This is a genomic window from Niallia tiangongensis, from assembly GCF_044704065.1.
Lineage (GTDB): Bacteria > Bacillota > Bacilli > Bacillales > Cytobacillaceae > Niallia > Niallia tiangongensis.
In genome coordinates this window covers 4,617,161-4,638,965 of sequence record NZ_CP162613.1, presented here as the reverse complement: position 1 = coordinate 4,638,965, position 21,805 = coordinate 4,617,161, and the positions used below count along the sequence as shown (strand labels likewise).

The window sequence follows — 21,805 nt, the reverse complement described above, 5'->3', positions numbered from 1 at the left end:
AATTTTGGTATATATAAGAATAAACTCCTTAAAAAGGATGCACAAAGGAAGTTGTCTTTTGCTAGCACCGTGGTACTAATTGCTCAAAATGCAGAAGGAGTGGAGATTGAGTTTAAAGGAGAAGCCGCTTTGTTCTTTATAGGAGAATATGTATTATTTATCGACGAAGTTTCAGGGGTTGTTTTGTAATAAATGATATTCAACCAATTCAGCCTGAAATGGTTACAGAAGAAGGTAATTCCAGTAATGATAAACAGTAATTCTTCATTAGAGGATAAGAATTTAATAATACGGATCATACATGAACGATTGTAGTTCTATCCCTTATTTTAAGTAGAGCGATAATGGGGAATGCATAGAATTAATAATTGCTTCATATCGATTTAATAAGTAGTTATTAAAATTTAATACAGAAAATAAAACTTATATAATAGAAGAAACTAGGATGCGCTTACATTTAGAATGTTGAAAAAACATATTTACGAATATTCAGAAAGTGTGCTATGATGACTGTACGTTATATCGAACGAATGGAAAAGCGAGTAGTACTCGCTTTAGAAGGTAATGCTAGATATTATATGATATCTTGACATTATTCAGAAATTAGTTTTTTCGTTAAGTAATTGCTCCAAAGCTCAAAACCTTGTTCATTTGCCATTGATGTATTGTCAGCTAATTCGTTGTAATAATCTTTTACCTTTTCATCTTTGCCATCTGGCCAAACTTCCCAGTGGTTCCAGAAAGGAATATCCTGTGCTGTGGCATACTTTTCTATATCACTAACTTGCATAGGATAGAGATTCGCATCATACAGCTGATGTGCTGGCATCAGAATAAACGTAACATCAGGTAACTCCTGTTTTGTTGCATTAATTACCTTATTGATGTTAAGTAACGTTTTGGAAGTATCAAATTTTTCTCTATTATCATGCAACAAGAAAGGCTCAAAGATAACCATATCTGGTTTCTTGTCAATCAGTGCTTCATAAGCTTCATTTTTTACATAATCTGATGTAGTTCCATCATATACAATACTCTCAATGGTTACATATTGATCGTATTTATTAGCCAATGCTTCCTTTAAAGGAGTAATTAAGCCAAGGTCTTGATTACCAATGGCGTCCGAACCAACGAGTAAAATGTGAAAGGATTGTTTTTCTGTTAATTTGTTCTCAAGCACTTTCTGTGCATTCTCCGGCCATGACTTGGCAAAGCTCAAATAGTAATCAAGACTAAAGTACGGCACTTTATTTTCTACTTCAGTATTTGCACTTTCAGTAGGGTCGCTTTTAGATAGAGGACTTTCCGAGGGAATTTTCCAATGGATATTCCCGATTACCAGAACCACAACAAGAATAATAGAAAGGACGGATAGAATAGTAGCTTTCATTGAAACCTCCAAAAAATAAGTATAATCGTTCATTAATCTACCATAATCGTACATTACAACATAGGAAAGTTATCCCTTTTTTTAAAAATATATATCAAAAATGTCAATTAATTGGTATAGTAAAACACGTAATAACAATACAATTAAAATTATGACAAGAAATGACAGTATATGCAATGATATATGATATAATATTTTTAGTTTTTTATATTTTTCTAGGAGGAAGTCATGGAAGAAACGATTAGTCTGAAAGAATTATTCGACACACTTAAGAAACGTATCGTGCTTATTATCTCCCTTACTTTAGTAGCAATGATTGTAAGTGGAGTAGTTAGTTATTTTATTATTACCCCGGAGTATAAGTCTTCAACGCAGATTCTTGTTAACCAAAAGAAAGATGAATCATCAGCTGTCATTAATTCAGGTGAAGTACAGGCAAACGTGCAAATGATTAGCACATATAGTGTCATACTAAAAAGTGCGGCTATCTTAAATATTGTAAAAGAAGAATTAAATTTAGATATGAGTGTTTCGGCGTTAAACAGCAAAATTACCGTGGAAAGTGCACAAAATTCACAGGTAATGACTCTTTCTGTTACAGACGCTGATCCAACAGTAGCTTTGCAAATTGCTAATAAAACGGCAGAAGTATTCGAAAAAGAAATTAAAAATATTATGTCGATTGATAACGTGAAAGTATTGCCACTCGCGGAAGATCAAGAAAATCAAGCACCAATCAGTCCAAATCCGCCACTAAATATTGCGATTGCTGCAGTAGTAGGGTTAATGATTGGGGTAGGATTAGCGTTCTTACTAGAATACTTGGATAACACGGTAAAAACAGAACAAGATATTGAAAAATTGCTGAATTTACCAGTATTAGGGGCAATTACAACCATTGATGAAAGCCAAGAAGCAAAGTTAAGAGGCACTCAAAAAGGAAGAAGTAGGGGGGATTTACTTGGCAGCAAGTAAGAAAGCAAAAAAAGGCGGATTAGCCTTAAATAGAAGAAAGCTAGTAACAAAATATGATCCGAGATCTCCTATTTCTGAGCAATATAGAAATATCCGAACAAATATCCTTTATTCTAGTATAGATGAAGAAATTCGTTCCATCTTAGTGACATCTTCAGGGCCAGGAGAAGGAAAATCGACAACAGCAGCAAATCTAGCGATTGTTTTTGCCCAGCAAGGAAAAACAGTGCTACTTGTTGATGCTGATTTACGTAAGCCAACTGTTCATTATACGTTTAATTTGAATAATACAGCTGGGTTAACATCTGTATTAACGAATCAAATGAACTTAATGGAAGCCGTTCACGAAAATGATGAGAAGAACCTGTATGTCTTACCTAGTGGTCCAATTCCACCAAATCCTTCTGAGTTATTAGGTTCCCGTGCGATGAATCATTTCTTAGAGCGCGCTTTAGAAGAGTTTGATATTGTCCTATTTGATACTCCACCAGTATTGGCCGTTACAGATGCACAAGTACTCGCTAATCTTTGCCATGGAAGTATATTAGTAGTGAGCAGTGGAACTACTGATAAAGAGGCGGTTGTAAAAACGAAAGAACAGCTATCAGCGACTTCAGGGAAGATATTAGGTGTTGTCCTAAATAATAAAAAAGCCGACAAAAAAAGCGATTATTATTATTATGGGACAAATTAACAATCAATTAGACGAGATTCGACATTTTTCGCTATTTACGAACAAATAGTTCAATGATACTATTTTGTAGTGTTATAGGAAAATAATAATAGATTAGTAAAAAAATAGAGAGGTGTAGCGATATGATTGATATTCACTGTCATATATTACCTGGTGTGGATGATGGGGCAGCGACAATAGAAGATAGTTTAGAAATGGCAAGAGCCGCTGTTAAAGAGGGAATCACAACGATTATAGCTACACCTCATCATAAGAACAACCAGTTTAGTAATCCAAAATCTACTATTCTTACAAAGGTAAATGACTTAAACACCGTTTTAAAACAAGAAAATATTCCTCTTACGATACTTCCTGGACAGGAAGTAAGAATTTATGGAGAAGTGTTAGAAGACTATTATAAGGAAGAAATTCTAACACTTAATCATACAAAATACCTTTTCATTGAGTTTCCTTCTTCCTCTGTACCACGATATGCAGAGAGATTGCTGTATGAAATACAAACAGAGGGAATCATTCCAATTATTGTTCATCCAGAGAGAAATAAAGAGTTGCAGGAAAAGCCAGATCTTCTTTATCAGTTTGTGAAAAATGGGGCGTTAACGCAAGTGACAGCTTCTAGTGTGGCTGGTTATTTTGGGAAGAATGTGAAGAAGTTTTCGGAGCAGTTGATTGAGAGTAATTTGACTCATTTTTTGGCTTCGGATGCGCATAATGTCCATAATCGTAGTTTTAAAGTGATGGAAGCTTTTGATACGATTGAAGATAATTTCGGAGTGGATTATATTTATCTTTTTAAAGAGAATGCGGAATTGCTTTTGGAAGATAGGAATGTGATGAAAGAAATTCCTGAACGTATACAGAGAAAGAAGTTTTTGGGGATTTTTTAAAGGAGAGTTTACTAGATAACTAACGATACAATGTACTAGTGAATATATTTTATCGTTAGTTATTTGAAAGTTACATAGAGAGAGACAGAAAAAATTAAGGGAAGATAGGTGGTATGGTGATGTCTGAGTTTTATAAGGATCAATCTCTGTATTTGGAAAAGAAAAAGAATATATCTGTAAATACAGCTCGAAGTTACCTTGTAATGAAAAGGGCGATAGACATCATTGGTTCGTTCTGTGGGTTGGTTGTGCTAAGTATACTTTTTGTTATTATTGCGCTATTGATTAAATTAGAGGATCCAAAGGGGAAGGTCTTCTTTAAGCAATTAAGAGTTGGCAAAGATGGGAAAGAGTTTTATATGTATAAGTTTCGATCGATGGCATCGGATGCGGAGGAGCGATTGAAAGAGTTATTGGCTTTGAATGAGGTTTCTGGGGCGATGTTTAAGATGAAGGATGATCCGAGGGTTACGAAGATTGGGAAGTTTATTCGGAAGACTAGTGTGGATGAGTTGCCGCAGTTGTTTAATGTGTTTAGAGGGGATATGAGTTTGGTTGGGCCGAGACCGCCGCTTCCTAGGGAGGTTGAGGAGTATTCGGCTTATGATAAGCAGAGGTTGTTAGTGACGCCGGGGTGTACGGGGCTTTGGCAGGTTAGTGGGAGAAGTAATGTTGGGTTTGATGAGATGGTTGAGTTGGATTTGGAGTATATAAGAGAAAGATCTTTTTTCTATGATGTAAAGATAATATTAAAAACAGTATTAGTACTTTTTGGTTCAAAGAATGCATTTTAAGGGGAGTTATCTATGAATAAAGATTCGAAAATTTATGTAGCTGGTCATAGAGGTTTAGTTGGTTCAGCAATTTATAGAAAGCTAGAATCAGAAGGATACACAAATCTAGTAGCTAGAACAAGTAAAGAATTGGATCTAAGAAATCCAACAGAAGTAAATAGGTTCTTTGATGAAGAACAAATTGAATATGTATTCCTAGCAGCAGCTAAGGTTGGTGGGATTGTTGCTAATAATGAATATCCAGCTGACTTCATTCGTGATAATTTGATGATTCAAACAAATGTAATTGACGCATCTTATCGTACAAATGTGAAGAAGCTATTATTCTTGGGAAGTACTTGTATTTATCCGAAAATGGCACCTCAGCCACTTAAGGAAGAGTATTTACTAACAGGAGTATTAGAACCTACAAATGAACCGTATGCTATTGCGAAGATTGCTGGAATTAAAATGTGTGAATCTTATAACAGACAATATGGAACAAAATATATTTCTGCAATGCCTACTAACTTATATGGGGAAAATGATAACTTTGATTTGAAATCTTCTCATGTATTGCCTGCGTTAATAAGAAAATTCCATGAAGCTAAAGTGAATAATAGTGAGTATGTAGAAGTATGGGGTACAGGTACACCTAAAAGAGAATTTCTTTATTCTGATGATTTAGCAGATGCATGTTTATTCTTAATGAATAATTATGAAGGAAATGAAATCGTGAATATTGGTGTTGGTGATGATTTACCTATTAAAGATCTTGCTAACTTGGTTAAAAAGGTAACTGGTTTCCAAGGTGAATTGAAATTTGATACATCAAAACCAGATGGAACACCACGGAAATTAGTAGACGTAACTAAGATAAATTCTTTAGGGTGGAAGGCAACTACTTCTTTAGAAGAGGGATTGCAAAAAGCATATAATTGGTTCTTAGAAAATGAATTAGAAGTATCTAAATAATATATTTTTTTTGGGGGATTATGATGAAAAAGGCATTAATTACGGGTGTTACTGGACAAGATGGATCATATTTAGCGGAGTTATTATTAGAGAAGGGTTATGAAGTACATGGAATTATTCGTCGTAGTTCTTCTTATAACCAAGAACGTTTAGAAGATCTGTTAACAGAGGAAGAAGCTAAGGCTTTATTAGATAATTCTAATTTTCACCTACATTACGGAGATGTAACTGACGCATTAAATATTACTCGTATTATTGGGGAAATTAAGCCAGATGAAATTTATAACTTGGCTGCACAGTCTCATGTTCGTGTTTCTTTTGATATGCCTGGTTATACATTGGATGTTGATGCGAAAGGTACTTTGAATATTTTGGAGGCTGTTCGTATCTTAGGGTTAACAGAAAAAACTCGTGTTTATCAAGCTTCAACTTCTGAGCTTTACGGTAAGGTGCAAGAAGTTCCACAAAAGGAAACTACACCATTTTATCCAAGATCTCCTTATGGAGTAGCAAAGATTTATGGTTTTTGGATTACTAAGAATTATCGTGAGTCATATAATATGTTTGCTGTTAATGGTATTTTGTTTAATCATGAGTCAGAAAGACGTGGGGAAACTTTTGTAACTAGAAAAATTTCATTAGCTGCTGCACGTATTGCGCAAGGAAAGCAAAAAAAGCTTACTTTGGGTAATTTAGATTCATTGCGTGACTGGGGTTATGCGAAAGATTATGTGGAGTGTATGTGGTTGATTCTTCAACATGATAAGCCGGAAGATTTTGTTATTGCTACTGGTGAGATGCATACGGTTCGTGAGTTTGTTGAGCTTGCGTTTAAGCATGTTGATATTGAGATTGAATGGACTGGACAAGGTGTAGAGGAGAAAGGGATTAATAAATCTACTGGTGAGGTTATTGTTGAGGTGGATCCTAAGTTTTTCCGTCCTGCTGAGGTTGATCAGTTGTTGGGGGATCCGACTAAGTCTAAAACTTTGTTAGGTTGGAATCCTACTAAGACTCCATTTGAAGAGTTAGTTCGTAAAATGGTAATTTCAGATTCAAAGAAAGTTGAGATGGAAGAAAAAGTTAAAAAGATGTTTGATTAATAATCTAAAATATAAGTATGGAAAAATTTTATTAATTTAATTCTTATAACAATTAAAGTTAAAGCAAAAAAATTTTTATTCATATTGAAAAAATAGTTGGAATGGTCCAATCATATTTCAAAATTGATCTTTAAAAGGTCATAAATGATCATAAATGATTAAGGGAAGAGATAATACATGGTTGAAAAAAAGAAAAAACTTTTAATTTATGCTCATTATTATAGTCCAGATGTTGCTTCTACAGGTCAAATATTAAAGGAACTTGCTGAAGGAATGCTAAGTGAATTTGATATTACAATAATATGTGTTGTACCATCATATACAGGGAAAATTTCTAAAGAGTATAGAGCCGAAAAGTTTTATAAAGAAGAGCTTAATGGAGTAAAGATTATTAGGCTTCGTGTACCGGAATTTTCAAAAATTAGTAAAATTAGTAGAATTAAAAATATTGTATCTTATTTTATTGGAGCAATTTTAGCTACATTTAAAGTAGGAAAGATGGATTATGTGTACTCTATATCACAGCCTCCTATATTAGGGGGCTTACTAGGTGTTTGGGGTAAGTGGATGAAAAATGCTAAATTTATTTACAATATCCAAGATTTTAATCCAGAGCAGACAATGGCAGTTGGTTATAGTAAAAATAAAGTGATGCTAAAAATCATGTTGTGGTGCGATAAATTTAGTTGTACACATGCTGATAAGGTTATTGTTGTTGGTCGTGATATGGTAGAGACTTTGAGAAGTAGATATAAATCCAAAAAGCTTCCAGACCATGTGTTTATCAATAATTGGATAGATGAAGAGGAAATTTTTCCTTTGTCAAAAAACAATGAAAAGGTATTAGCTTTTAAAAAGAAATATGAGTTGGAAGATAAGTTTATAATTATGTATTCCGGTAATTTAGGCCTCTATTATGATCTTGAAAATATAGTGAGACTGCTCGAAAATTTTAAAGATAGAAAAGATATAATTTTTGCTTTTGTTGGAGAAGGTTCTATTAAAGAACGTTTACTATATATTAAACAAAAATACTCTCTTTCTAATGTAACCTTTATTCCATATCAAGAGAAGTCTGATTTGATTTATAGTTTGAATGCAGGTGACGTTCATTGGTGTATTAATGCTAAAGGAATAAAAGGTATATCAGTACCTAGTAAGCTTTACGGAATAATAGCAGCAGGAAAACCTGTACTTGGTGTACTTGATAAAAATTCAGAAGCAAGATTGATTATTGAAGAATCTGATTGTGGTTATGTGACTGAACCAGGAAATTATGATGCAGTTATTGAGATTATAGAAAGATATATAAATGAAAAAGATACTAATAATCTAACTGAGATGAGCATAAAAGGAAGGTCCTACTTAGTAGAAAATTTAACTAAAGAAGTATCAATTACAAAATATATTAATGAGATAAAATCGTGTAAATAAGAGGTAAAAAGATGAATAGTAATTGGTTCAAGCTTTTCATGAAAGTAACAAGGGTGAACTATGGGAAAAACCTAATATTAAAAGGTATACCAGTTATATTTAATAAAAAGGGTGCTAAACTGATTATAGGTTATAATGTGACTATTAAATCCTCATTCTTATCTAATTTGGTAGGATTGTACCAACGAACAATAATTGTGACAAGAACAGACAAAGCAGAAATTAACATAGGCAATAATGTAGGTATTTCGGGTGCAACAATATATGCTAGAAAATCAATTATTATAGGTAACAATACCCATATAGGTGGAAATACTAAAATATTGGATAATGATTTCCACCCTTTAGAAATTGAAGCTAGAAACGCGGATATTAAAGAGAAAATTGGTGCAAAGCAAATAGTGATTGGGGAAAATTGCTTTATTGGATGTAATGTATTGATTTTAAAGGGAACAGTACTTGGTAATGGATGTATAGTTGGCGCAGGAGCAGTAGTTAGTGGAAAGTTTGAAGAAAATAGTATAATTGTTGGAAATCCAGCGAAAGCAATAAGAAAATTATAAGGTGGACTTATTAATGAAAAATAAAATAGGAATTATTGCACAATTTCCACCCCCAATCCATGGTCTTTCAAAGGCAGTAGATACATTATTTAAGTCTCATTTAAAAGACGAGTTTTTATTTGAAAAAATAGATATAACAAATAATAAAAAATTTTTAAGAAACCTAATTAATATTTGGAATAGTGATGCAAGCTTATTTTATCTTACTATTAGCCAAACTAAAGGAGGAAATCTTCGAGATTTGTTAATAATGAAGACGCTATTACTTAAAAAGAAGAAATGTATAATTCATTTACATGGAGGGTATTTTAGGAAACTTTTAGATGAGGATATGAATTATCTTCAAAGAAAAATGAACCACAAACTAATTAGTAAATTAGATGGTGCAATAGTTTTAAGTAATTCTCTCAAAAAAATATTTCAAGGTTTACTACCAGAAGAAAAAATATATGTAATTCCTAATTGTGTAGATGATGAATATTTAATAACAAATAATGAATTTGAAAAAAAAGTATCACTATTAAAAAGCAAGTCTATATTTAATATTTTATATCTTAGTAATTTTATAGAGTCAAAAGGATATAAACAGGTTTTAGAAATGGCTAAATTAGAAAGAGATAGCATAGAATCTAGTGGTAAAAGAAGATATAATTTTAATTTTGCAGGTAGTTTTTTTGATGATAAGGAAAGGGAGTATTTCTTCAATTACATTAAAAAATATAGCTTAGAGGAAATAGTAGAATATCATGGAATTGTTGAAGGGGAAAAGAAAAAGGATTTATTAAAAAAAAATGATGTTTTTATATTGTTAACCCGTTATGAGAAAGAGGGACAGCCCATCTCGATATTGGAGGCTATGGGGAATGGGTTAATAATTGTAACTACAGATCATGCAGGGATTCCCGACATAGTGATTGATAAGGTAAATGGAATATTATGTTCAGAAAATGAACAAAGAAAAATAGAGAAATTGAATAATAATATCTTTATTAACGAATATATAATGCGTAACAATCGTAATAAAATTATTCAAAGTTATTTAGAATCTTCATATTTAAGTAATTTTATTACACTTTTTAAAAGTATTTTAAAAATGAACTGAGAGGTCTGTATGAAAGTTTTATTTTTAACTAATTTACCATCACCATATCGGGTATATTTTTTTTCGGAGTTAGGAAAAAAATGTGATCTTACAGTGTTATATGAAAGAAGGTCCGCAAGTGATCGAAATGAAAATTGGTCAGTTGAAATAGAAAAGAGTTACAAAGAGATTTATCTAGATTCAATAAAAATAGGAACTGATAATTCAGTTAGTATTGAGGTTTTAAAATACTTAAATAACAAATTCGACCATATAATTGTAGGTATGTATAGTACAGTGACAGCGATGGTGGCGATTGCTTACATGAAGATTAAGAATATACCATTTATAATTAGTTCTGACGGTGGATTCATAAAAAAAGAAAAAAAACTTAACTACAATATTAAAAAATTTTTTATTAGTGCTGCAAGTGGATGGTTAAGTTCAGGAAGTTTAACTACTGACTATTTAGTTAACTATGGAGCTAATAGAAAAAGAACATATACTTATCCTTTTACTTCATTGGCAAAGAAGGATATTTTAGAAAAGCCCTTAGCTAAGAATGAGAAGTATCAAATAAGATCGAAATTGGATATAACTGAAAATAGAGTTGTTTTATCAGTTGGGCAATTTATACACCGAAAAGGGTTTGATTTACTTTTAAATGCAACTAAAGAGATTGATAAAGATATAGGTATATATATAATAGGTGGAAAACCAACGGATGAATATTTAAGAATAAAAGATAAATATAACTTAAAAAATGTACATTTTGTAGAGTTTTTAAAAGAAGAACAACTAGCTGATTATTATAAATGTGCTGATGTTTTTATTTTACCTACCAGAGAGGACATATGGGGCCTAGTCATAAATGAAGCTATGGCATTTGGTTTACCAGTTATTACAACAAATCGTTGCATCGCAGGGATGGAGTTAGTTATTGAAGGTAAAAATGGTTATATAATGGAAGTGGATAATATTAATGATATTCAATCAAGTATAACAAAGGTATTTAAAAATGATCTTTATGAGATGGGAGTATCCTCCATAGAAGTCATTACTAATTATACTTTTGAAAATATGGCAAACACAACATTAAAGGTTTTAAAGGAATTAACATAGGAAGTTTAAGATGGAGGAAACCATGAGGAAAAGAATATTATTCATTAGCGATTATAGCTTTAATGTGCCTGGTGGTGCTCAAAAATCTATGGAAATTATTATGCAGGGGCTTAGTTCTGAATTTGAATTTTATGTCATAATGCCTGGGGAAAAATACGAGTACAAAGAAAGTTATAAAATTATTTTTTTAGAGGATTTTGATAATCTTCTAATTAATGAGAATGTCATTAAATCTTCAAAAATTCTATTTGATTTAATGAAACAAATTAATATAATTAAACCCAATGTAATACACACTCATATGGTATCCTCCATGAGTGGAGTTGGATTATTAAAGTGGTTAAAGCTATTAAAAAATATTCAACTTATTTATACGGAAAGAGGAGTTCCAAGCTACTATAGTAAAATTAACCAATTTGTAATTAAATATGCTATTCAAAACTTCTCAAAAATTATAACTACTACCAATATCAATAGAAAAAAATATTTAGAAATGTATTCTGCTCCTAAAGATAAGGTAACTACTATACCCAATACTGCAGGACCTCTATTTGATATTTATGATAGTGAAAAGGAAACATCAATAAAAAAAGCATATGGGTATTCAAAAAAAGTTGTAATGTTTAATGGGAGATATACAGATGATAAAAACTGGAGCTTGGCTAAGGAAATAATTAAATACTTAACCTCAAAATTTGATTACTCTTTTGTGGTGGTTTTAGGTAGTGATAAGAGTGAAGAAGATATTAAAAAATGCAAAAAACTCATTGGTGAGATTGAGTCTATAGTAGGTAAAAGAAATATAATTTCTTTTATAGATTTATCTTTACTAGAACTCAGTGATTTATATTATTTATCAGATATTTTTATTTTGACATCAAATAGAGAGTCATTTGGTAGAACAGCTGTGGAAGCTATGTCTAGGAAATCAACTGTTTTTGGAACCGATATAGATGGACTAGCAGAGGTTATTAACTTTAATGATTACAAATATAAAAATTTGCAAGATTTTGTAGATAAATTCACAAAATTTCAAGAGAAAGATATCGAAGTTGAAAAAGAACGCTTTTATAAGAGATATGTAGATAATTTTAGTGGAAAGATTAATATTGATTTACATAGAGAGATTTATGAGAATCAAATATTTAAAAAATGAAATCGATAAAGGATATGATTAGATGTACGGATTATATTATTTAATAATATATTATTTTTCATTTTTCTATATATTAAATATATTTTCAATTGGTAATTTTATTCTAATATCTGGAGTAAAGGAAATATTAATAATAGTATTATTTTTTTTGTGTCTATATAGAAATAGCAAAAATGAAAAGTTTGGAATGGAAATTAAAGTGAAAAAAACTTCATATCCTCTATTCTTTTATATAATATGTATCATTATTGCAAGTATTAAAAGTTATACATTAACTTATGTTTATATTGATATTAAATATTATTTAATATGGGCAGTATTTATATATATATCTTCAAGTTTAATAGTAAATTTAGACAGACTCAAACAATTAGTATGGCACATTAACTTAATATGTTTAACTATTGGTATAACGGGATTATTTTTCTACTTCACTCAAAATTTGCTTTTTTTACAATGGAGAAGTGCCTTTCAATTATATGCAATTAAATCATTTGTTAGTACTAGTGTAGACTTTGGTGCTTTAATGGTAATTGGTATATTATTTAATCTTATTCTAATTAGAAAACATGAGCTAAAACTATATAATTTAATTGTTATAGTTTTTTACTCTTACTTAGCATATTTATCCTATATTAGGAGTATTTATCTCTCGTTAATATTATTTATTTTTTTATTTAGTGTACATTATATAGTAAGAAAATTATCAAATAAAGTACCTGTACAAATATTTTTAAAAGTAGTCATAAATATACTTGTAATTTTACTATGTACATTAATTTTTATAAATTATGGTGATGATTCTAATTTACTATCTGATGACTCTTTTATTGACAGAATAAAAAATACTTGGCCATCTTTGAAAATTGATTCCTTTTTTTGGGGAAACGGCTTTGGAACGGTAGGACGGAGTGTTAATTCAGAAGCCATTTATTATGTATCAGATAATAATTTCCTAAGAGTATATTTAAATATGGGAATTAGTGGATTGATAGTAATAGTTTTGCTCTTTAGGATGCTATTAAAACAATCGAAAGATAAGTTTACTTTAAAGAATATATATATATCAATAGGAGTTGCTGCTTTTTTGACAGACTATTTTACATTAACTCCTGCCATGCTCTTGGTTTATGCTGCAATTGGAATTTGTTTGAATGATATAAATAAAAAAAGTAAGTACGATAATAATGGAGGATAGTAAAGAATGATTATAGTTAACGTCAATAGTGGATTAGGGAATCAAATGTATCATTATGCCCTATACCTTGCTTTAAAACATTATAATAAAGATCAGGAAGTTTATATGGAAAATAGCATATTTGAAATATGTGGTAAACCTAAAAAGTACCAACTAGAAGAAATATTCGATTTGGAAATTCCTAAATTGGAGAATATTATAAATAAAAAAACTTACCTAAATTATATTAATGAATCTAAAAAAATTAGCAATACATTACCAGATAATTGGTTAAGTAAATCTGCAATAATGTGTAGACATTTATTATTAGAGACTCTAGAAAAAGATGGGTATTCGAATTTTGGACAAATTACAGATTTAGTTTCGAATACAACCTATAATTTAAAATATGAAACTTTGCTTTTCTTAAAACGTACACCTATATTAGCAGATTTATTTTACAGAATTAAAGCAAAGAGTAATAGTTATTATAATATGCGTGAATTTTATAGATCAATATCTAGAATGATAAATATAAAAAAGTACAGATTAGAAGACAAAAGTTATTTAATTAATATAATGCGACATAAAGGTGGTAATTGGTATTATATTGGGAATTTTGAAGATGGTACTAAATACTTTCATCCCGTTGAAAATGAGATAAAATCAGCCTTTACATTCCCAGAATTAGATAGTATTAATAATAAAATTGCTGAAAAAATAAATGACTCTGAATCAGTATCTCTTCATGTGAGAAGAGGGGATCATTTAGTTTCTAATGTTAACATGGAAAGAAAAGATAATTATTTTATAAAAAGTGTAAACTATATAAAAAGTGTTGTTGACAAACCTGAATTTTTTGTTTTTTCTGATGATATAGAATGGTGTAAAATGAACCAATCTAACCTAGGACTTAAAAAAGAGGATAAAATATATTTTGTGGATAATAATTCTGGAAATGATTCCTATAAGGATATGCAATTAATGTCATTATGCAAGAATAATATTATCCCAATCAGTACTTTTTCATGGTGGGCCTCTTATCTAAATAAAAATCCTAATAAAGTTGTAATTGCTCCAAAGGGATATTGGGCTAATGCTTCAATTTTCCTTTAACTTTAAGAAAGGAGAAAATTTATGAAAATTCTTATAAACTATGCTGATATTAACTACAGCAGAACACAAAAATTTAATTCTTTAACAGGTAAATATATTGGGAAATTTGATAAAGTAATTTCGTTTGGTCCGAATGATATTGATTCTTATTTTAAAGAAAAAAATAAACATATACTGGAAACTAAACGAGGTAATGGTCTTTGGTTGTGGAAGCCATATTTTATATATAAAACTCTCTTATCATGTAATGAAGGAGATATTGTATTTTATTGTGATAGTGGATCATTCTTTGTAAGGAAAATAGACTATTTAATTGACTCAATGGAACAAAGTGAAAAAATATGGGTATCCGATATTCCACTTTTAGAAGTGAATTTTACAAAGCCTGATTGCTTTGTAAAGATGGGGTGTGATAAAAAATTTTTTAAATATACTAATCAAATACAAGGAACATTTTTTATGGCAGTATGCTGTGATGAGTCTAAAAAATTTGTGGAAAAGTGGTTAGAGCTTTGTGAAGATTATGAATTATTATCACCTACTTCTTCTCCAGATGGTTTAAAAAGTAATCAATGTGATTTTTTATCACATAGAGAGGATCAATCAATACTAAGTTTATTGTGTAAGAAAGAAGGAATTCACCCTCATTTGGACCCTTCGAATAGGGGGAGGTATCAGGAGTTATATTATACGCCCAACTATCCGTTTATTAGGACAAGTCATAAGGATACATATAAGCCGATAGTTTTTTTGCATAAATTTGCTTACGTTAATTTAATTGGTTTCCTAAGAATAGCTATTAGAATGGTTTACAAAAAATTTAAATATAAGAAAATCGTAAGTACTTTAAAGTAGGATAAGAAAAATATGTTGTGAAGTAAACTACTCCAAGTCGACTAATATGAACGTATATGAGGAGGTGGGAGATTAATGTCTAATGTTAATTTTTTTCTTAAAAAATCTATATATTTATATTCTTCTATAAAATATTCAATAGACAACACTTGCAGAGTGTGGCCATCTAAATATATTAATAACATTAAGTGTGAAGGGTATAATACCATTGCAAAAAATTCAATTGTTAATAATGTCGACCTTGGATATGCGTCGGGTATAAGTAGAAATTCAGAAATAGTAAATACAAAAATCGGCAGATATACAACTTTAGGACCCGGAGTGAAAATTTCAATTGGTCAACATCCTACATCAACAATTGCCTCAATTCATCCGTCTTTCTACTCTTTGAAAAGACAGTATGGATTTACGTATGTAAATAAACAAAAGTATAACGAATTTTTATATGCAGACAAAGAAAATAAATATTCCGTTATTATAGGAAATGATGTCTGGATAGCATCCCATGTGATTTTATTAGAAGGCATTAAAATTGGTGATGGAGCGATTATAGCTTCAGGTGCAGTAGTGACAAAAGATGTTCCACCATATGCGGTAGTTGGTGGAATACCAGCAAAAATTATTAAATATAGATTCTCGGAGAAAGAGATTGAATTTTTAAAAAAAATAAAATGGTGGAATAGAGATCAAGAGTGGATAGTAAAGTATGCAGATTACTTTGAGGACATTTCTAGATTGATAGAGGTTATAAATACTAATGAAGAATAAGTTTGCAAACCTACAAGGAAATACGAAAAAAGTTATTGTCAATGTGATTAATGGTATAGGCATTAAGGGTGTTTCTATATTAATTGGATTTTTAACTATACCAGTATATATGAATTATTTTGAAAATAATCTAATATTAGGTGTTTGGTTTACTTTACTTTCTATTCTTAGTTGGATTTTAAATTTTGATTTAGGGATTGGGAATGGTCTAAGAAATAAGTTGGTATATACTATTTCAAAAAATGACGAATTAGGTACTAGGAAATATATTTCATCGGCTTATATATTTCTAATTTCAATCTCTATTCTAATACTATGTGTACTTTTGATATTGGTACAATATATCCCCTGGATGGATGTGTTTGATGTATCAATAGAAACTATAAGCGAAAATACACTGAAAACTTCAATTTGTATCGTTATTATTGCTATTATGATGCAGTTTGTACTAAGGTTAATTGGCTCAATATTATATGCTTTACAAGAATCCTTCATACCTAACTTCTTAAATTTAATTACAAATATTTTGATTTTATCTACGGTAATTATTTGTAACTACATTGGATTCAACAACGGAATTATTTTCATGTCAATTGTATATTTAATAGCAGTAAATTTACCATTAGTTATAGCTAGTATACTGATTTTTTCCACTAGACTGAAAACTTCAATTCCAAGTATTAAATATTTTGATTTAAAATATGCACTAGAAACCTTAAAAGTTGGTAGTGTATTCTTAGGTTTGCAACTAGAGGCAATGATAATAAATAATACAAGCATTTTTTTAATCACTTGGCTATTGGGAAGTGTCTATGTAGTTGAATACAATATCTATTTTAAAGTGTTTTCATTAGTTAGTACTATTTTTTCCCTAATTACTGTTCCGATATGGTCTGCAATCACAAAGGCAAATGCTGAAAATGATTATCTATGGATTAAGAAAACAACTAGGACATTGCAAGTAGTAGCTATTTGTTTTAGTATTTCTCAATTATTATTTTTTCTAATCATGCAGAATATTCTTGACTTCTGGTTAAATGAAAATTCTTTTCCGATAAATGGATATATTATGGTGTATTTTGCTATTGAACAGACACTAATAATATGGTCTGGTATTAATGCATCAATTTGTAGTGGTTTGAATGAAATGAAATGGCAATTTGTATTTATGACTATGGGGGCTTTTATAATGTTTCCAGCGGCCATGATGTTTACAAAATTCCTTCCTACTTATTCTGGTATTCTATTAGCGCATTCCATTGCATTACTACCTTATTGTATTGGACAAACTATTTGGTTAGAACGGTATATAAGTAAAGGAGTAAAATATGATCAGAAAACTGTCTAATAAAATTGAAGAATTAAAAATTTTTATTAAGTATGGTGCAAAAGTTAAAGTGTTGGGGCAAGTTGAAATTAATGCAAATAATATTGTTTGGGGAGAAAATATAAAACTATATTCTGGGGTTCAGTTGTCGGGTAGGGGGAGAATAATATTAGGAGATAATGTCGCGATTGGTAAGGATACACTAATTTTATCTGAAGATTCCATTGAAATAATGAAAGATACAATAATAGCTGCACAATGTTATATAATAGATTCTGACCATGGGATCTCAAGAGATAAAAGGATACAAGAACAGGGATTGCTAAGTGTTCCAATTACAATTGAAGAAGATTGTTGGTTAGGCGCGGGGGTTAAAGTCTTAAAAGGTTCATTAATTCAAAAAGGATCAGTTATTGGGGCTGGATGCATAGTAAATGGGATTACAGAACAATATTCTATTAATGTAGGAGTACCCTTTAAAAAAATAGGAGAAAGAAAATAGCCTATAATTTTGTTTGTTAAATATTATATAATATAAGTATTTTTACATTAATTGGTGTATCGGTAGATAGTAAAAACATGGTAGTATTTATTAAGGAGAATAAGGAGTCAAAAATAAAAATGTAGGTGATAATTTCATATGAAGTTAATTTTACTTTCAGGTGGTTCAGGTAAAAGGCTATGGCCACTTTCAAATGATACCCGTTCAAAACAATTTTTAAAAGTTTTAGAGAATGATTCTGCTAGTAAAGAATCCATGGTTCAGAGAGTATGGAAACAATTGAAGGAAGTCGGTCTTTCTCAGGATGCTTCTATAGCTACATCTAAAATACAGCGTGAAATGATTCATAGTCAATTAGGAATCGATATAAACATAATCACTGAACCAGAGAGAAGGGATACTTTCCCAGCGATAGTTCTTGCTGCGAGTTATCTATATTCAATAAAATCAGTTTCAGAAGAGGAAGTCATTGTTGTACTGCCAGTAGATCCTTATGTAGAAAATGAGTTTTTTCAAAGAGTGAAAAATCTAGAATATTTAATTGAAAATTCTAATGCGGATATAGCTTTGATAGGCGTAACTCCAACATATCCATCGTCAAAATATGGATATATTATACCGAATACGATATCAGAAGGTTATGTAGAAGTTAGTCATTTTACAGAAAAGCCAAGTGAAGAGAAAGCCCAATTGTTATTAGAACAAAATGCACTTTGGAACTGTGGTGTGTTTGCTTTTAAGTTAGGATATTTACTCAATTTAATAAAAGAAAAAGGAATTACTTTGGATTATAATTCTTTAGTTTCAACTTATTCTGATTTACCAAAAATTAGTTTTGATTATGAAGTAGTTGAAAAGGCAAAGAAAATTGTTGCAATTCCTTACGATGGTTATTGGAAGGATCTTGGTACATGGAATACGTTAACTGAGGAGATGGCAACTTCACAAGTTGGAAAAGGCGTCATTAGTAAGGATTCAACCAATACACATCTAATTAATGAGTTAGATATACCTATTACAGTGCTAGGAGTTAAAGATGTTGTAGTTGCAGCTAGCCCAGATGGTATTTTAGTCAGTGACAAAGCCTCTAGTCCAAAGATAAAAGATTTAATTAAAGATTTTGATCAACCACCAATGTATGAAGAACGTATTTGGGGATGGTCACGTACTTTGGATTATTCTCAATATGATATTATGGAGGAAATGGTCACTAAGCGAATATGTATACATGAAGGAAAGAATTCCACTTATCATTATCATAAACTTCGAGATGAAGTTTGGACTATTGTTAAAGGAGAGGGGGAATTAATTCTTGATAATAGTATTACTCGTGTAAAAGCAGGAGATGTTGTACATCTTCCAGCAGGGAAAAAACATGGAGTTCGTGCTATTACTGAATTGGAATTTATTGAAGTTCAAACTGGTTCTAGTATTAGTAATCAAGATGTTCATCGTATAGCATATGATTGGCAAGAAATTCTTGCCCATTTTAAAAAATCAAAAGCTAGTGTAATCCTATAAGTTGAATTAAAAAGGACTATTTATATTCGTTAAGAAATGAGGCTAACCAATGAAAGTAACGGTAGCAGGAACAGGCTATGTTGGTTTATCCAATGCAATACTTTTAGCCCAGCATAATGAAGTAGTTGCACTTGATATTATCCAAGAAAAAGTAGATTTAATTAATAATAAAAAATCACCAATTATTGATAATGAAATTGAAGATTACTTAGCTACAAAGGAATTAAATCTAACAGCGACAACCGATAATTTTAAAGCTTTTAAAGATGCAGAATACGTAATTATATCTACTCCAACTAATTATGACCCAGAAAAAAATTATTTTAATACGAGAACAGTGGAGGCTGTAATTGCTAATGTATTATCTATCAATCCAGATGCCATTATGGTAATAAAATCTACTGTGCCTGTTGGATATACTGAGAAAATCAAAGGAAAATTTGAAACTAATAATATTATTTTCTCTCCTGAATTTTTAAGAGAAGGAAAAGCACTTTATGATAACTTATATCCCTCAAGAGTTGTTTTAGGCGAACAATCAGAAAGAGCGAAAGTATTTGCAGAGCTGTTAGTTCAAGGTGCAATTAAGCAAGATATAAATGTATTATTTACAAATTCTACAGAAGCAGAAGCTATTAAACTATTTGCTAATACTTATTTAGCAATGAGAGTGGCCTTCTTTAATGAGTTAGATTCCTATGCTGAAGTAAGAGGATTAGATGCAAAACAAATTATTGATGGAGTTGGCTTAGATCCAAGAATCGGAACGCATTATAATAATCCTTCCTTTGGTTATGGCGGTTACTGCTTACCAAAGGATACAAAGCAACTACTTGCCAACTATGCAGATGTTCCAAATAATATCATGACAGCAATTGTCGATGCCAATCGAACAAGAAAAGATCATATAGCAGATATGGTTATTCAAAGATATCCAAAAGTTGTTGGTATTTATAGATTAACGATGAAAATGGATTCGGATAATTTTAGGCAATCTGCTATCCAAGGTGTAATGAAACGAATTAAAGCAAAAGGTATTGAAGTTGTTGTTTATGAACCAACATTGCAGGAAGAGACTTTCTATAATTCTAGAGTAATTGATGATTTTGATCAGTTTAAGGAAATTTCTGATGTGATAGTTGCTAATCGATTATCTAGTGATTTAACAGATGTTGAAGAGAAGGTTTATACTAGAGATTTGTTTAGTAGAGATTGACTGTGACTAGCAATAATATAAAATATCCGTAAGCGTCAAATAGGTTCTTTCCAGAGTTAGTTGAATTAGTATTTTACTTTGTTATACTTAAGACAACAATAAATCACTGGAGTGATCGCGCTATGGATAAATGAATTCTTGGTCACAGTGACGCCCCGAAGTTTGTCAGATTGATAGAGAATTAGATTGAGTGAATGATAAACTGAAATAGTTGAGTATTGCGAATAGATTGAGCCGGCAGTGCGGAGTTTTGAGCCACTATTTGCGGACATTTGAGCCAGTAAGTGCGGGGAAAGAGCAACTTTTTTGGTCACTTTTTCCCGAATTTATACATGTTGATTACAGCCACTGAAATGTACCACCCCTGACATAGTTTTTACCATTGAATGACACGGAATGTACCAGTAAATTCCATGCGTTTACCACTTCATACCTTTGTATAATTAATGAGCACACCTACGGGTGTGACATTTTTTATATGGAGGTAGTAAGCCCCCAATCAAACAACGCATATAAACACGCAGTGCCTCCTGGTACGATGAATGTATCAATTTAAGGAGGTGCTTTTCATATGCCAGAACAAAAACTAACAATCGTCCCCGTTACATTACATTCCGAAAATAAGGTTTCATATTCATCCACGTCATCAACAGCCTCTTCCAGTAACGCTTGCACGATCAAAACGGCAAGCATAGAAATCTCCTTCAACAACGGCGTGGATCAGCACATCATTCAAACGGTTATGAGGGAGCTGAAACATCTGTGAAACACGACTATACAAGTGTTAAAAATATATATATCATTTGTGGAAAAACTGACATGCGTAAAGGGATTGATGGATTAGCGACACTGATTCAAGATTCTTTTGAATTAGACCCATATGGTGATTCCATTTTCTTATTTTCAGGATGGAGTAAGGATCGGTATAAATGTTTGTATTTCGATGGTGATGGCTTCGCCATGCTTTATAAACGTTTGGATAAAGGCAAACTTCAATTGGCCAAAAGACGAAAATGAGGTGCGAAAACTTTCCCAACAGGAGGTTAGGTGGCTGCTTGAGGGGTTATCGATTCAGCAACCAAACGCCATTCAAAAATCACAAAAAGGAGTATTCTAAACCTGCTGGAAATGTTGATTTAAAGCCATTTTTAAGTTTTTTTTCATGTTGAA

At 31.0% G+C, this 21,805-nt stretch carries 22 protein-coding genes and 1 pseudogene; 21 read left to right on the top strand and 2 right to left on the bottom strand.

From position 1 onward, the window contains the following. Positions 1-51: 51 nt before the first annotated feature. Positions 52-189, top strand: a complete 138-nt coding sequence (locus tag AB3U99_RS21965; RefSeq protein WP_400243871.1) for a hypothetical protein — start codon at positions 52-54, stop codon at positions 187-189. Between the two features lie 403 nt (positions 190-592). On the opposite strand, the gene AB3U99_RS21960 is transcribed toward AB3U99_RS21965, so the two are convergent. Further along, positions 593-1,390, bottom strand: coding sequence for a hypothetical protein (locus AB3U99_RS21960; protein ID WP_400243870.1), 798 nt, complete (start codon positions 1,388-1,390; stop codon positions 593-595). A 228-nt stretch (positions 1,391-1,618) separates the two neighbouring features. On the opposite strand from AB3U99_RS21960, the gene AB3U99_RS21955 reads away from it, so the two are divergent. The 19 genes and pseudogenes from AB3U99_RS21955 to AB3U99_RS21865 all read left to right on the top strand — a co-directional run bounded on the left by AB3U99_RS21955 (position 1,619) and on the right by AB3U99_RS21865 (position 20,635). Further along, on the top strand, positions 1,619-2,365 hold the full coding sequence (locus tag AB3U99_RS21955; protein WP_400243869.1) for a YveK family protein: 747 nt from the start codon (positions 1,619-1,621) through the stop codon (positions 2,363-2,365). Further along, complete coding sequence (locus tag AB3U99_RS21950; RefSeq protein ID WP_400243868.1) at positions 2,352-3,059, top strand: CpsD/CapB family tyrosine-protein kinase; 708 nt, start codon at positions 2,352-2,354, stop codon at positions 3,057-3,059. The genes AB3U99_RS21955 and AB3U99_RS21950 overlap by 14 nt, the downstream gene beginning before the upstream one ends. Positions 3,060-3,181: 122 nt before the next feature. Further along, positions 3,182-3,946: a tyrosine-protein phosphatase gene (locus AB3U99_RS21945; protein ID WP_400243867.1), complete on the top strand. Its 765-nt coding sequence runs from the start codon at positions 3,182-3,184 to the stop codon at positions 3,944-3,946. A 119-nt stretch (positions 3,947-4,065) separates the two neighbouring features. Continuing rightward, the gene (locus AB3U99_RS21940) at positions 4,066-4,740 is read left to right on the top strand and encodes a sugar transferase (protein ID WP_400243866.1); all 675 of its coding nucleotides are present in this window, start codon (positions 4,066-4,068) and stop codon (positions 4,738-4,740) included. Between the two features lie 12 nt (positions 4,741-4,752). Beyond that, positions 4,753-5,694 (top strand): GDP-L-fucose synthase, encoded by a 942-nt coding sequence (fcl, locus tag AB3U99_RS21935; RefSeq protein WP_400243865.1) that lies wholly within the window; start codon positions 4,753-4,755, stop codon positions 5,692-5,694. 23 nt (positions 5,695-5,717) lie between these two features. Next, positions 5,718-6,797, top strand: a complete 1,080-nt coding sequence (gene gmd / locus AB3U99_RS21930; protein ID WP_400243864.1) for a GDP-mannose 4,6-dehydratase — start codon at positions 5,718-5,720, stop codon at positions 6,795-6,797. 177 nt (positions 6,798-6,974) lie between these two features. Next, positions 6,975-8,231, top strand: a complete 1,257-nt coding sequence (locus AB3U99_RS21925) for a glycosyltransferase family 4 protein (protein WP_400243863.1) — start codon at positions 6,975-6,977, stop codon at positions 8,229-8,231. Between the two features lie 11 nt (positions 8,232-8,242). Continuing rightward, positions 8,243-8,794, top strand: a complete 552-nt coding sequence (locus AB3U99_RS21920; RefSeq protein WP_400243862.1) for an acyltransferase — start codon at positions 8,243-8,245, stop codon at positions 8,792-8,794. A 13-nt stretch (positions 8,795-8,807) separates the two neighbouring features. Then, positions 8,808-9,896: a glycosyltransferase family 4 protein gene (locus AB3U99_RS21915; protein ID WP_400243861.1), complete on the top strand. Its 1,089-nt coding sequence runs from the start codon at positions 8,808-8,810 to the stop codon at positions 9,894-9,896. A gap of 9 nt (positions 9,897-9,905) precedes the next feature. After that, entirely contained in the window at positions 9,906-10,997 is a 1,092-nt protein-coding gene (locus AB3U99_RS21910) for a glycosyltransferase family 4 protein (protein ID WP_400243860.1), read from the top strand. Positions 10,998-11,007: 10 nt separating this feature from the next. Continuing rightward, the gene (locus AB3U99_RS21905; protein WP_400243859.1) at positions 11,008-12,153 is read left to right on the top strand and encodes a glycosyltransferase family 4 protein; all 1,146 of its coding nucleotides are present in this window, start codon (positions 11,008-11,010) and stop codon (positions 12,151-12,153) included. Positions 12,154-12,175: 22 nt separating this feature from the next. Then, positions 12,176-13,351, top strand: a complete 1,176-nt coding sequence (locus tag AB3U99_RS21900) for a hypothetical protein (RefSeq protein WP_400243858.1) — start codon at positions 12,176-12,178, stop codon at positions 13,349-13,351. Positions 13,352-13,357: 6 nt separating this feature from the next. Continuing rightward, entirely contained in the window at positions 13,358-14,446 is a 1,089-nt protein-coding gene (locus AB3U99_RS21895) for an alpha-1,2-fucosyltransferase (RefSeq protein WP_400243857.1), read from the top strand. 21 nt (positions 14,447-14,467) lie between these two features. After that, positions 14,468-15,301, top strand: coding sequence for a hypothetical protein (locus AB3U99_RS21890; RefSeq protein WP_400243856.1), 834 nt, complete (start codon positions 14,468-14,470; stop codon positions 15,299-15,301). Between the two features lie 474 nt (positions 15,302-15,775). Further along, positions 15,776-15,982 (top strand): annotated as a pseudogene (locus tag AB3U99_RS21885) (CatB-related O-acetyltransferase); the annotation flags it as partial. Positions 15,983-16,058: 76 nt separating this feature from the next. Further along, positions 16,059-17,417, top strand: coding sequence for a lipopolysaccharide biosynthesis protein (locus AB3U99_RS21880; protein ID WP_400243855.1), 1,359 nt, complete (start codon positions 16,059-16,061; stop codon positions 17,415-17,417). After that, positions 17,398-17,898: an acyltransferase gene (locus AB3U99_RS21875; protein WP_400243854.1), complete on the top strand. Its 501-nt coding sequence runs from the start codon at positions 17,398-17,400 to the stop codon at positions 17,896-17,898. The genes AB3U99_RS21880 and AB3U99_RS21875 overlap by 20 nt, the downstream gene beginning before the upstream one ends. Before the next feature lie 138 nt (positions 17,899-18,036). Beyond that, positions 18,037-19,419 carry a sugar phosphate nucleotidyltransferase gene (locus tag AB3U99_RS21870; protein ID WP_400243853.1) on the top strand — a complete coding sequence of 461 codons (1,383 nt, stop codon included), beginning with the start codon at positions 18,037-18,039 and terminating at the stop codon, positions 19,417-19,419. A 49-nt stretch (positions 19,420-19,468) separates the two neighbouring features. Beyond that, a complete protein-coding gene (locus AB3U99_RS21865; RefSeq protein WP_400243852.1) occupies positions 19,469-20,635 on the top strand; it encodes a nucleotide sugar dehydrogenase in 1,167 nt (388 codons plus the stop codon). A gap of 567 nt (positions 20,636-21,202) precedes the next feature. Here the strand turns inward: AB3U99_RS21865 and AB3U99_RS21860 are convergent. Continuing rightward, entirely contained in the window at positions 21,203-21,328 is a 126-nt protein-coding gene (locus tag AB3U99_RS21860; protein ID WP_400243851.1) for a hypothetical protein, read from the bottom strand. A gap of 69 nt (positions 21,329-21,397) precedes the next feature. Between AB3U99_RS21860 and tnpB the strand changes: the two genes are divergently transcribed. Continuing rightward, entirely contained in the window at positions 21,398-21,652 is a 255-nt protein-coding gene (tnpB, locus tag AB3U99_RS21855; RefSeq protein ID WP_400243850.1) for an IS66 family insertion sequence element accessory protein TnpB, read from the top strand. The last annotated feature ends 153 nt before the right edge of the window (positions 21,653-21,805 follow it).